Origin of the sequence: Microbacterium sp. (genome assembly GCF_011620715.1) — a bacterium.
GTDB lineage: Bacteria > Actinomycetota > Actinomycetes > Actinomycetales > Microbacteriaceae > Microbacterium.
Window position 1 is genome coordinate 2,065 of the sequence record NZ_WOYP01000061.1, and the last position, 11,568, is coordinate 13,632.

Annotated in this window: 10 protein-coding genes and 1 pseudogene; 5 read left to right on the forward strand and 6 right to left on the reverse strand. The window is 69.3% G+C overall.

The annotated features are described in order from the left end of the window. Positions 1–66: 66 nt before the first annotated feature. Entirely contained in the window at positions 67–1,950 is a 1,884-nt protein-coding gene (locus tag QZV84_RS05655; RefSeq protein WP_292826622.1) for a phosphoenolpyruvate carboxykinase (GTP), read from the reverse strand. Between the two features lie 118 nt (positions 1,951–2,068). On the opposite strand from QZV84_RS05655, the gene QZV84_RS05660 reads away from it, so the two are divergent. After that, complete coding sequence (locus QZV84_RS05660) at positions 2,069–3,511, forward strand: XRE family transcriptional regulator (RefSeq protein ID WP_292826625.1); 1,443 nt, start codon at positions 2,069–2,071, stop codon at positions 3,509–3,511. Positions 3,512–3,517: 6 nt separating this feature from the next. On the opposite strand, the gene QZV84_RS05665 is transcribed toward QZV84_RS05660, so the two are convergent. The 3 genes from QZV84_RS05665 to QZV84_RS05675 form a co-directional block, all read right to left on the reverse strand. Beyond that, the gene (locus QZV84_RS05665; RefSeq protein ID WP_292826627.1) at positions 3,518–4,531 is read right to left on the reverse strand and encodes a DUF4436 family protein; all 1,014 of its coding nucleotides are present in this window, start codon (positions 4,529–4,531) and stop codon (positions 3,518–3,520) included. A gap of 65 nt (positions 4,532–4,596) precedes the next feature. Continuing rightward, positions 4,597–6,081 carry an NAD-dependent succinate-semialdehyde dehydrogenase gene (locus tag QZV84_RS05670; protein ID WP_292826630.1) on the reverse strand — a complete coding sequence of 495 codons (1,485 nt, stop codon included), beginning with the start codon at positions 6,079–6,081 and terminating at the stop codon, positions 4,597–4,599. Positions 6,082–6,253: 172 nt separating this feature from the next. Next, the gene (locus tag QZV84_RS05675; protein ID WP_292826633.1) at positions 6,254–6,553 is read right to left on the reverse strand and encodes a hypothetical protein; all 300 of its coding nucleotides are present in this window, start codon (positions 6,551–6,553) and stop codon (positions 6,254–6,256) included. A 100-nt stretch (positions 6,554–6,653) separates the two neighbouring features. On the opposite strand from QZV84_RS05675, the gene QZV84_RS05680 reads away from it, so the two are divergent. The 4 genes from QZV84_RS05680 (at position 6,654) to QZV84_RS05695 (ending at position 10,123) form a co-directional block, all read left to right on the forward strand. Beyond that, positions 6,654–7,451: a transglutaminase-like domain-containing protein gene (locus tag QZV84_RS05680; RefSeq protein WP_292826636.1), complete on the forward strand. Its 798-nt coding sequence runs from the start codon at positions 6,654–6,656 to the stop codon at positions 7,449–7,451. 200 nt (positions 7,452–7,651) lie between these two features. Further along, positions 7,652–8,506, forward strand: a complete 855-nt coding sequence (locus tag QZV84_RS05685; protein WP_292826639.1) for a transporter substrate-binding domain-containing protein — start codon at positions 7,652–7,654, stop codon at positions 8,504–8,506. A gap of 34 nt (positions 8,507–8,540) precedes the next feature. Next, complete coding sequence (locus QZV84_RS05690) at positions 8,541–9,392, forward strand: amino acid ABC transporter permease (protein ID WP_292826642.1); 852 nt, start codon at positions 8,541–8,543, stop codon at positions 9,390–9,392. After that, positions 9,389–10,123, forward strand: a complete 735-nt coding sequence (locus tag QZV84_RS05695) for an amino acid ABC transporter ATP-binding protein (protein WP_292826645.1) — start codon at positions 9,389–9,391, stop codon at positions 10,121–10,123. The genes QZV84_RS05690 and QZV84_RS05695 overlap by 4 nt, the downstream gene beginning before the upstream one ends. Before the next feature lie 25 nt (positions 10,124–10,148). Here the strand turns inward: QZV84_RS05695 and QZV84_RS05700 are convergent, their stop codons facing one another. Together QZV84_RS05700 and QZV84_RS05705 are read right to left on the reverse strand one after the other, a co-directional pair. Then, on the reverse strand, positions 10,149–11,030 hold the full coding sequence (locus tag QZV84_RS05700; protein ID WP_292826648.1) for a bifunctional methylenetetrahydrofolate dehydrogenase/methenyltetrahydrofolate cyclohydrolase: 882 nt from the start codon (positions 11,028–11,030) through the stop codon (positions 10,149–10,151). A gap of 67 nt (positions 11,031–11,097) precedes the next feature. Beyond that, positions 11,098–11,568, reverse strand: a pseudogene (locus QZV84_RS05705) (serine hydroxymethyltransferase); the annotation flags it as partial.

Consider the following 11,568-nt stretch of genomic DNA (forward strand, 5'->3'; position numbering starts at 1 on the left):
GCACCTTCTCGGGGCCGGAGGCACCTTCTCGGGGCCGGAGGCACCTTCTCGGGGGAAGAGCGGAGGCTAGGCGCGCTGGAGGCGGTAACGCAGCGCGGAGAGCTCGGCCTGCAGCGGCGCGGGCACGCGGCCGTCGAACGTCGCGTAGAACTCCTCGGTCAGCTCCGCCTCGCGCAACCACGAGTCACGGTCGATCGCGAACAGTTCGTCGAGGTCGCTCTGCGGCACGTCGATGCCGTCGAGGTTGAGGTCCTCGGTGCGCGGCAGACGCCCGATCGGGCTGTCGACCGCGGATACCGAGCCCTCGACGCGGCGGATGATCCAGTCGATGACACGCGCGTTGTCGCTGAAGCCGGGCCACAGGAAGCGCCCGTCGGAGCCCTTGCGGAACCAGTTCACCTGGAAGATGCGCGGCGCGCGGTCGAACCGCAGCTCCTGGCCGACCGTGAGCCAGTGGCCGAAGTAATCGGCCATGTTGTAGCCGCAGAACGGGAGCATCGCGAACGGGTCGCGTCGCAGCTCGCCGACGGTGCCTTCGGCGGCGGCGGTCCGCTCGGAGGAGATGTTCGAGCCCATGAAGACGCCGTGCGTCCAGTCGGTCGCCTCGACGACCAGCGGCACGTTCGTGGCGCGGCGGCCGCCGAACAGGATCGCGTCGAGCGGGACGCCCTCGGGGTTCTCCCAGTCGCTGGCGATCTGCGGGCACTGGGCGGCGCTCACGGTGAAGCGCGAGTTCGGGTGGGCGGCCGGACGACCCATGTCGGGCGTCCAGGGGTTGCCCTCCCAGTCGGTCAGATTCGGGGGCACCTCGTCGGTGAGCCCTTCCCACCAGACATCGCCGTCCGGGCGCAGGGCCACGTTCGTGAAGATCGTGTTGCCCCACAGGGTCTCGACCGCGGTGACGTTGGTCGACGCGCCGGTGCCCGGCGCGACGCCGAAGAAGCCGGCCTCGGGGTTGATCGCCCACAGACGCCCGTCATCGCCCCGGCGCAGCCACGCGATGTCGTCTCCGAGGGTCTCGACCCGCCATCCCGGGATGGACGGGCGCAGCATCGCCAGGTTGGTCTTGCCGCACGCGGACGGGAAGGCCGCGGCGACGTGGAACGCCTTGCCGGACGGGTCGATCACGCGGATCAGCAGCATGTGCTCGGCCAGCCAGCCCTCGTCGCGGCCGATCACCGAGGCGATGCGCAGAGCGAAGCACTTCTTCGCGAGGATCGCATTTCCGCCGTATCCCGAGCCGAACGACCAGACCTCGAGGGTGTCGGGGAAGTGCACGATGTACTTTTCGTCGTTGCACGGCCACGCGACGTCCTGCTCGCCCGGGGCGAGGGGTGCGCCGACCGAATGCACCGTCTTGACCCAGGGGGCGCCGGAGGCGATCTCGCGCAGCACGTCGGTGCCGACGCGGGTCATGATGCCGATGGAGGTGACGGCGTACGCACTGTCGGTGACCTGCACGCCGATGTGCGAGAGGGGGCCACCCACGGGGCCCATCGAGAACGGGACGACGTACATGGTGCGTCCGCGCATGCTGCCTTCGAACAGCGGCGTGAGCGTGGCGCGGATCTCGGCGGGGGCGACCCAGTTGTTCGTCGGGCCGGCGTCCTCTTCGCGCTCGGACGCGATGAAGGTGCGACCCTCGGTGCGAGCGACATCGCTCGGGTGCGAGCGGGCGAGGTAGGAGCCCGGCCGCCACTCGGGGTTCAGCTTGATGATCTTGCCCTCGTCGACCATCTCGCGCAGCAGCGCCTCATTCTCGGCGCGGGACCCGTCGACCCAGTGGATGCTGTCGGGCTGGGTCAGCGCGGCGATCTCGTCGACCCAGGCGATGAGATCGCTCATTCCTTCGCCTTCGATGGCGGGGCGGGCGCCGAAGCCGGCGACGGCGGGGCTGCGTCGGTGCGCTGCCCGCTCCGCGGGCCGCGTGAAGCTGTTGGCGATTGCCATGGTCACTCCTCTTCGATCGGGTCAGATCGCTGTTCTTCCCCCACTATGCGGGGGTGTGCCGACGAGTTGCCGAAGTCCGCGATCTCAAGAATCGCGTTTCTTTCGCTAACATAAAGGAATGGCCCCCACCTCCCTGGAACTGTCCACGCTCGGCCACCGCATCCGCCATCAGCGTGTCTCGAAGGGTCTCACCCTCGACGAGCTGGGCGAACTGGTGGGCGTCGCCGGCAGCCAGCTGAGCCTGATCGAGAACGGCAAGCGCGAGCCGAAGCTGTCGCTGCTGCAGGCGATCGCCACCGCGACGGGGGTCGAGGTCACCGATCTGCTCTCGACCGAGCCGCCGAACCGCCGCGCAGCGCTCGAGATCGAGCTGGAGCGGGCGCAGGCGAGCTCGACCTTCCGGCAGCTCGGCGTGCCGGCGGTGCGCGTGACCAAGGGCATCCCCGACGAGACCATCGAGTCGATCCTCGGCCTGCACCGCGAGCTGCAGCGTCGCGAGCGCGAGGCGATCGCGACGCCGGAAGAGGCACGCCGCGCGAACACGGAGCTGCGCCTGCGGATGCGGGAGCGCGACAACTACCTCGGCGAGATCGAGCAGCTCGCCGAGAAGCAGCTCAAGGCTGCCGGTCATGTGTCGGGAGCGCTCACGCACCGCACGGTGGGCATCATGGCAGAGCAGCTCGGCTTCGAGCTGCTCTACGTGAACGACCTGCCGCACTCGGCCCGCTCGGTCACCGACCTCGAGCACGGCCGCATCTACCTCCCGCCGGCATCCATCCCCGGTGGCCACGGCCTGCGGTCGATGGCGCTGCAGGCGATGGCGCATCGGCTCCTCGGGCATCAGCCTCCGACGGACTACGCCGACTTCCTCGAGCAGCGGCTCGAGATCAACTACTTCGCGGCGTGCGCCCTCATGCCCGAGGCCGCATCGGTCGCGTACCTGACCCAGGCCAAACGGGACCGCAACCTCGCGGTGGAGGACTTCCGCGACACGTTCGGCGTCACGCACGAAGCGGCCGCGATGCGCATGACGAATCTGCTCACCACGCATCTCGGCATCCGCCTGCATTTCCTGCGTGCGGACGGTTCGGGTGCCATTTCACGCGTGTACGAGAACGACGACCTGCCGGTCCCGCACGATGTCACGGGGTCCATCGAGGGTCAGATCCTGTGCCGCCGATTCCTTGCCCGCTCGGCGTTCGAGGAGCACAACCGCACGACGGAGCACTACCAGTACACCGACACTCCGGCCGGCACGTTCTGGTGCTCCACGCAGACCGGATCGACCGCCGACGGGGAGTTCTCGATCACGGTGGGGGTGCCCTTCGACGATGCGAAGTGGTTCCGCGGCCGGGAGACGCACAAGCGCGCCGTCTCGACCTGCCCCGACGAGTCGTGCTGCCGGCGCCCTCCGAGCGAGCTCACCCAGCGGTGGCAGGGCAAGGCGTGGCCGAGCGCGCGCGTGCACATGCAGATGTTCTCGCCGCTCCCCCGCGGCGCCTTCCCCGGTGTCGACGACAACGAGGTCTACGCGTTCCTCGACCGGCACGCGAAGGGCTGAGCCTGATCAGCCCGCGGCGCCGCCGTCGGCCGAAGCGGCGCCGTCGCGCGAGTCCGGGCCGGATGCCGCCACTGCGGCTCCGGTCGCGACCACCGCGATCGATCCATCGGGTGCACCCCGGTCGCCGCGCGCGCCCCACCGCAGCCACGCGATGACGTAGATGACCAGCCCCAGCACCAGTCCGGCAACGACCCAGAGCACAACCAGATAGTCAACCCAGGAGCCGATCGGCGGCGAGCCCGGCAGGAACGTCCGCAGCGGAATCGTGGCGAACAGCATCGCCGCCATCCAGCTCATCAGCGTCGCCTCGACCTTGCGGATGCCGCGGTATGCGATGATCGCCACAGTCAGCCCGAGAATCGGCAGCACCGCCATCAGGCCGAGGATCACGATGCCGAACGCGACCGTCGCCCCCGACCTGATCGCCGTGAGGCGGATCTGCGTGACCGGCTCGCCGTCGACGACGATCTTGTCCGTGCCCGCGATCTCCTCGGAGGCGAAGGTCCACCCGGGCACATGTGCCGATCCGCACAGGAGCGTGGGGATCGCGGTCATGTCGCCGCCGTCGCCCTGAAGGGAGACGATCGCGATATCGACGCTGTGCGAATCGAACGGCCAGCGTTCGATGTAGCCGTCGGTGATGAAGCTCAGCGACTGCGGCGACGGGATCTCGTCCTGCGCGATCGTGAAGGAGCGCGGACCGTCGGTGTCGCTGACCAGGATCGTGAGCGGCTCGCTGAGCAGGCTCGTGTCGGCGGATCCGATCGGACCGAACGACAGCACGGTGAGATTCGCGACGATCCGGTCGCCCGCCGCGTTGACCGATTCGGGCGTGACCGCCAGCAGCACCGCGTCTGAGGGCGGCTCGTCCGTGCACCCCTCGATGTTGGCGGCCCGCTCGTTGAGCGCGTAGAGCGCGACCACGACCACATACCCGAGCACGAGCGCTGCGATCAGCGTGATCGCGATCGCCCGCCCGCGGCGGGGGGAGCGGCGGCCACGGGCGGAATCAGACGTCACGGGTCACAGTGTGCCACGCGCGTGGTGAGGCCGTGATGACGGCGCGGCAGCGGTCCCGGGCGGCCTCACGCGTAGGGATCGGCCGTCAGCGTGTATTTGGTCTGCAGGTACTCGTGGATTCCCTCTGCGCCGCCTTCGCGGCCGAGCCCCGACATCTTCCAGCCGCCGAACGGCGCGGCGGCGTTGGAGACGACGCCGACGTTCAGTCCCATCATGCCCGTCTGGAGCTTGTCGATCATGCGCTGGCCGCGCGAGAGCGACTCGGTGAAGACGTAGGACACCAGGCCGTACTCGGTGTCGTTCGCGATGGCAACGGCCTCGTCCTCGGTGTCGAACGGCACGATCGCGAGCACCGGCCCGAAGATCTCCTCGCGGAGGATGTCGCTGCCCGCCTGCACGTCGGTCAGCACGGTCGCCTCGTAGAACGTTCCCTCGCCGAGTCCATCAGAGGTGCCGCGCCGGCCTCCGGTGAGAAGCTGCGCGCCGCGTTCCACGGCATCGCCCACCAGCTCCTCGGCCTTCGCGACCGCGCGGTCGTCGATCAGCGGCCCGATGATGACGCCGTCCTCGGTGCCGCGGCCCATCTTGAAGCCCTGCACGCGCTCGGTCACCCGGCGGGCGAACTCCTCCGCGACCCCGCGGTGCACGATGAAACGGTTCGCGGCGGTACACGCCTGCCCGATGTTGCGGAACTTCGCCATGATCGCGCCGTCGACCGCCTTGTCGAGGTCGGCGTCGTCGAACACGACGAACGGCGCGTTGCCGCCGAGCTCCATCGACGTGCGCAGCACGCCCTGCGAGGCCTGCTCGAGCAGCTTCTGCCCGACCTGGGTCGAGCCGGTGAACGAGAGCTTGCGCAAGCGCGGGTCGCGGATGATCGGCTCTGAGACCGCACCTGAGGTCGAGGTCGTGAAGACGTTCACCACGCCCTTGGGCAGGCCGGCGTCTTCGAGAAGCTTCGCGAAGTACAGCGTCGTGAGAGGGGTGAGCTCGGCCGGCTTGATGACGACCGTGCAGCCGGCCGCGAGCGCCGGGGCGATCTTGCGAGTCGCCATCGCTAGCGGGAAGTTCCACGGGGTGATCAGCAAGCAGGGGCCCACCGGGTGCTGCGAGACGATCATGCGACCGGTGCCCTCGGGGTTCGCCCCATAGCGGCCCTGGATGCGGGCGGTCTCCTCGCTGAACCAGCGCAGGAACTCGCCGCCGTAGGCGACCTCGCCGCGGGCTTCGGCCAGCGGCTTGCCCATCTCGATCGTCATGAGCAGGGCGAAGTCCTCCTTGCGCTCCTGCAGCAGGTCGAACGCGCGGCGCAGCAGTTCGGCGCGCTCGCGGGCGGGAGTCGCCGCCCATGCCGGGAACGCCTCGGCGGCGGCATCCATCGCCGCCTTGCCGTCCGCCGGCGAGGCATCGGCGATCTTCTTGACCACGCGGCCGGTTGCCGGGTCGAACACCCGCAGCTGCTGGTCATCCGTCGCGGAGCGCCATTCGCCGCCGATGAACAGCCCGTCGGGCACGCGGGCCAGAAGTTCGGTCTCACGGTCTTCAGTCACAGGAGGACTCCCTCGTCATAGCGGCGGCTTGCTCATATTCTTGTCGCGCAGGCGGGGCGTCGCGATGTACCTCGTGTACAGCACCGACAACCGGTTTGTTCAGTGCGGCGTACTCGCGGGCAGCTTCGGAGAACACGCGTTCGACAGCCGGCGCCGATCGTCGTCGTCGAGATCAGCCGATTTCGTCGACCAGCCGCAGGTTGTACTCGGCGATGCGCTGCGGCTGACCGTCGAACGCCTCGGCGCGACCATCGGAGGCGCGATAGGCCTCGTCCAGGGCGAGGAACGCGGCGTGGTCGCCTTCGGCGCTGACCGCCCACACGAACTCGTTCGTCTCGGGCAGCCCGTAGGCGAACTCGATCCCGAAGCCGGCGGCGCGGCGCACGCGCGGCATCCACTCCTTCCACCAGGCCAGGAAGGCGTCGTATTCGCCCTCGACAAGCGTGTATCTGCGGAGCTGGATCGTCTTCACGAACCAAGCTTGGCATGTGCGGCCCGGCATCTCCGGCGCGCCGATGGGGTTCTCTCCTCGAGCCGTCCCCAGGGGCGCACCGGCGTGGGATCCTGGACGCATGAAGAGAGATGTCGCGAGCCGTATCGAACTGAATGTCACCGAGCCCGCGGAGCTGGTGTTCTCGATCGCGGTGAGCGGGCAGCACACCCCGACCGCTGAGCACATCGCATTCACTCTCGACGGTGCGCCCCTCACGTTCGAGCCGGTGCCGGATGCGCACGGCACCCGCCTGCAGAAGGTGCTCAGCCCGGTCGGGCGGCTCGTCGCGTCCTATGACGCGTCGATCACAGGTGAGGCGGCCGCCGACGTCGCCAGTGCGACAGACCTGATCATCTACCGCCGCCCGAGCCGGTACGCCGAATCCGACGCGCTCGGCCCGACCGCGTCCGCCGAGTTCGGCAGCATCACCGACCCCGCCGAGCTGCTGGCCTCGGTCTCGTCGTGGGTCGGCACGCACCTGTCGTACGTGAGCGGTTCCAGCCTGCCGACCGACGGGGCGATCCGCACCCTGCTCGCCCGGCAGGGCGTCTGCCGCGACTACGCGCACCTGACGGTGGCCCTGCTGCGCGCTCTGAACGTGCCGGCGCGCCTGGTCTCCGTCTATGCGCCCGGGCTGCTCCCGATGGACTTCCACGCGGTCGCCGAGGCCTGGGTCGAAGACGGCTGGCACGTCGTGGACGCCACGACCCTCGCGCCGCGCTCGACGCTGGTGCGCATCGCGACGGGGCGGGATGCCGCGGACTCCGCTTTCCTGACGACGATCTCGGGACGGGTGGACCTGGTAGACATGGAGGTCATGGCCGTCGTCGACCGGCTGCCGAACGACGATCTGAACCAGCTCGTCCGCATGCACTGACGCGCTGTCCGGGTACGGCGCGGTGGCCGCGGGCGGACGGGACCTCGGCCCTGAGGTCCGTGCCGACGCCCACGTCGTATGAAGATGCTGTAACAGAGCGACTCGCGACGATCCGTGCGCCGCCTCAGCCGGTCATGATGGTAGTCAGCGGCTGCTCCGGCAGCTTGAGCGCGCCGCTTTCCCGACCCCCGGAGGCACCTATGTCGCGTCGTCACCCGTCCCTGCGAGCCGCCTTCGTCGGCATCGCGCTCGCCGCGCTCGCCCTGACCGGCTGCGCGTCCGGCGCAGCGCCGTCCGGCGACGAGACCAGCGCGCCCGCCGGCGAGGGCTACATCACCCCGGGCAAGCTGACGTTCGCGACCGGCGAGCCGGCCTACTTCCCGTACGTGATCGACGACGACCCGGCCTCGGGCGAGGGCTTCGAAGCGGCGATCGCGTACGCCGTCGCCGACGAGCTGGGCTTCGCCCCCGAGGACGTCGAGTGGGTCCGCACCACATTCGAGGCCGCGATCGCGCCGGGCCCGAAGACCTTCGACGCCAACATCCAGCAGTACTCGATCACCGAAGAGCGCAAGAAGAACGTCGACTTCTCCTCGCCCTACTACGCGGCCAGCCAGGCCGTCGTCGCGATCGAAGGCTCCGCCGCGGAGGGCATCACCACGATCGACGGCCTGAAGGACATCGTGCTCGGCGCCATGGTCGGATCGACCAGCGCGCAGACGATCGAAGAGGTCGTGCAGCCCAACGTCGCCGCGCAGCTGTACAACTCCAACGAAGACGCGAAGGCAGCACTCGAAGCGGGCCAGATCGACGGGCTCGTGCTCGACCTGCCGACGGCGTTCTATGCAACCGGTGTCTACATCGACAACTCCTTCATCGTCGGCGAGCTTCCCACCGGCGGCATCCCGGACGAATGGGGCATCGTGCTGGCCAAGGACTCGCCCTTGACCGCGAAGGTCAGCGCCGCTGTCGACGCGCTGCGCGAGAACGGCACGCTCGACGAGATCACCGCGAAGTGGCTCGGCGAGGGTGCGGGAGTGACTCAGCTGAAGTGAGCCTGAACGGACAGCAGTCCGCTGGCGTCGGACCGTGACCGACGCGCCGCACCAGCCGAGCGGGCTCGAGCTCGAACGTCGCGCGTACCGCAAGCGCCAGTCGACGAGATCGGTGTTCGTGGCCGTCGCCTCGACGATCGCGTTCGCCGTGGTGGTATGGCTCACGATCGTCAACACCCCTGGGTGGGCGGCCGTGCAGCAGTCGTTCTTCGATCCGGCGACGGCTCTGGCGGCACTGCCCCGGGTGTGGGACGGGTTCCTGCTGAACCTGCAGGTGCTCGGGCTCTCGGTGATCACGGTGGCGATCGCCGCCACCGCGCTGGCGCTGCTGCGCACGCTGCGCGGCCCGGTGTTCTTCCCGGTGCGCGTGCTCGCGGCCGCGTACACGGACTTCTTCCGCGGCGTGCCGCTGATCATCGTGCTCTACCTGGTCGGTTTCGGCATCCCGGCCCTGTTCAATGCGCGGATCCCCCTCATCGTCCTGGGCACGGCGGCGATCACGATCACCTACTCGGCGTATGTGAGCGAGGTGATCCGAGCGGGCATCGAGGCGGTTCATCCCTCGCAGCGGCTCGCCGCGCGCGCGCTCGGGCTCGGCTACGCCCGCACGCTGCAACTGGTCGTTCTCCCGCAGGCGCTGCGCAAAATGACCCCGCCGCTGATGAACGACTTCGTCTCGATGCAGAAGGATGTCGGGCTCATCTCGATCCTCGGCGCCGTCGACGCCGTCCGTGCAGCGCAGATCGAGACCGCGCTGTCGTACAACTTCACGCCCTACGTGGTGGCGGGCCTCCTGTTCGTGCTGCTCGCCATCCCCACGGTCCGCCTCACGGACTGGTACACCGCCCGCCTGCGCGAGCGCGAGCAGATGGGGTCGATCGTATGAGCGCCCTGCTGCGCGCCGAGGAGCTGTGGAAGTCGTTCGGCGACCGTGAGGTGCTGCGCGGCGTGTCACTGGAAGTGTCCGCCCACGAGGTGGTCGCGGTGATCGGAGCGAGCGGCTCGGGCAAATCGACGCTCCTGCGGTGCCTGAACCTGCTCGAGCCGATCGACGACGGCCGCATCCTCCTCGGCGACGAGGACATCTCCGATCCGCGGGTCAACGCGAATCGCGCGCGCTCCCGGTTCGGGGCGGTCTTCCAGAGCTACAACCTGTTCCCCCATCTGTCGGTGCTCGACAACGTCACCCTCGCCTCCCGTGCCGTGCACAAGGTGCCGCGCCCTGAGGCCGAGGAGCGCGGCCTGACGCTGCTGGGACGCGTCGGCCTCGCCGACAAGGCGCGCGAGCACCCCGACCGCCTTTCCGGCGGGCAGCAGCAGCGCGCCGCCATCGTGCGGGCCATCGCCACCGACCCGGAGATCCTGCTGCTGGACGAGATCACCTCCGCGCTCGATCCCGAACTGGTCGGCGAAGTGCTCGAACTGGTCCGCGAGCTCGCCGACGAGGGAACCACGATCCTCATGGCCACGCACGAGATGTCGTTCGCACGCGACGTCGCGCACCGCGTCGTCTTTCTCGACGCCGGGCGCATCCTCGAGCAGGGCCCGCCCGCCGAGGTGTTCGCGAACCCGCGGGCGGAGCGCACGAAGGAGTTCCTGGCACGCTTCCGCGCCTGACCCTCCACCCGCCGTGGCGCTGCGATCAGGCGACGTGGCGCTCGGCGGCCTCGACCACGTTGGTCATCAGCAGGGCCACGGTCATCGGACCCACTCCGCCGGGGTTCGGCGAGAGCAGGCCGGCAACCTCGGCGACGTCGGGATGCACGTCGCCGTACACCTTGCTCTTGCCGGTCTCGGGGTCGTCCTCGCGGGTCACGCCAACATCTATCACGGCTGCGCCTGACTTCACGTCCTCGGCGCGGACGATGTGCTTGACCCCCGCGGCGGCGACGATGACATCCGCCTCGCGCAGGTGCCTTCCCAGATCGACCGTGCCGGTGTGGGTCAGTGTCACCGTCGCGTTGTGCTCGCGGCGGGTCAGCAGCAGCCCGATCGAGCGGCCGATGGTGACGCCGCGGCCGAGCACCACCACATCCTTGCCGTTCAGGTCATAGCCGTTGCGCACCAGCAGCTCGATGACCCCCCGCGGAGTGCACGGCAGGGGCGATGTGATCGGGTTGTTGACGTTGAGCACGAGCCGGCCGAGGTTGGTCGGATGCAGACCGTCGGCATCCTTTTCGGGGTCGATCCGCTCGAGGATCGCGCCGGTGTCCAGGTGCCGGGGCAGCGGCAGCTGCACGATGTAGCCGTGGCACGCCGGGTCGGCGTTCAGCTCGTCGATGAGCGCCTCGACCTCGGCCTGGGTCGCATCCGCGGGCAGCTCGCGCTGGATCGAGTTCATCCCGATCTCCTCGGACTGCCGGTGCTTCATGCCGACATACAGCTGCGAGGCGGGATCGGCGCCGACCAGCACCGTGGCGATGCCGGGCACGATGCCGCGGGCCCTGAGGGCCGTGACGCGCTCGCGCAGCTCCTCCTTGATCTCGGCCGCAGCTGCGCGCCCGTCGAGCTTGAGTGCCGTCATCCTGCTCTCCTCATTGCTGCACGGTCCGGCCTGGGCCTCACCCCGTTCGGGGCCGAGAAGCGGACTACTACTGCTCGAGGCCAGGGTAGAGCGGGAAGGCGGCGGTCAGCGCAGCCACGCGCGCACGCAGAGCCTGCACATCCGCGTCCGGTACCAGCGCGAGCGCGATGATGTCGGCGACCTCGTTGAACTCGCTGTCGCCGAAGCCGCGGGTCGCGAGTGCGGGTGTGCCGATCCGCAGACCCGACGTGACCATGGGCGGCCGCGGGTCGTTCGGCACGGCGTTGCGGTTCACGGTGATGTGGATCTCGTGCAGCAGGTCTTCTGCCTGCTTGCCGTCGATCTCGGCCTCGCGCAGGTCGACGAGCACCAGGTGCACGTCGGTGCCGCCCGAGCGGACGGCGATGCCGGCATCCGTCACGTCCTGCTGAGACAGGCGCTCGGCGATGATGCGCGCGCCGCTCAGGACGCGCTCCTGACGCTCCTTGAACTCGGGGGTCGCGGCGAGCTTGAACGCGGTCGCCTTGGCGGCGATCAC

What these genes read in the sequence shown, in the direction of transcription:
- QZV84_RS05655 (WP_292826622.1), bottom strand. Translation starts at nt 1,950, where the DNA reads ATGGCAATCGCCAACAGCTTCACGCGGCCCGCGGAGCGGGCAGCGCAC.
- QZV84_RS05660 (WP_292826625.1), top strand. Translation starts at nt 2,069, where the DNA reads ATGGCCCCCACCTCCCTGGAACTGTCCACGCTCGGCCACCGCATCCGC.
- QZV84_RS05680 (WP_292826636.1), top strand. Translation starts at nt 6,654, where the DNA reads ATGAAGAGAGATGTCGCGAGCCGTATCGAACTGAATGTCACCGAGCCC.
- QZV84_RS05685 (WP_292826639.1), top strand. Translation starts at nt 7,652, where the DNA reads ATGTCGCGTCGTCACCCGTCCCTGCGAGCCGCCTTCGTCGGCATCGCG.
- QZV84_RS05695 (WP_292826645.1), top strand. Translation starts at nt 9,389, where the DNA reads ATGAGCGCCCTGCTGCGCGCCGAGGAGCTGTGGAAGTCGTTCGGCGAC.
- QZV84_RS05700 (WP_292826648.1), bottom strand. Translation starts at nt 11,030, where the DNA reads ATGACGGCACTCAAGCTCGACGGGCGCGCAGCTGCGGCCGAGATCAAG.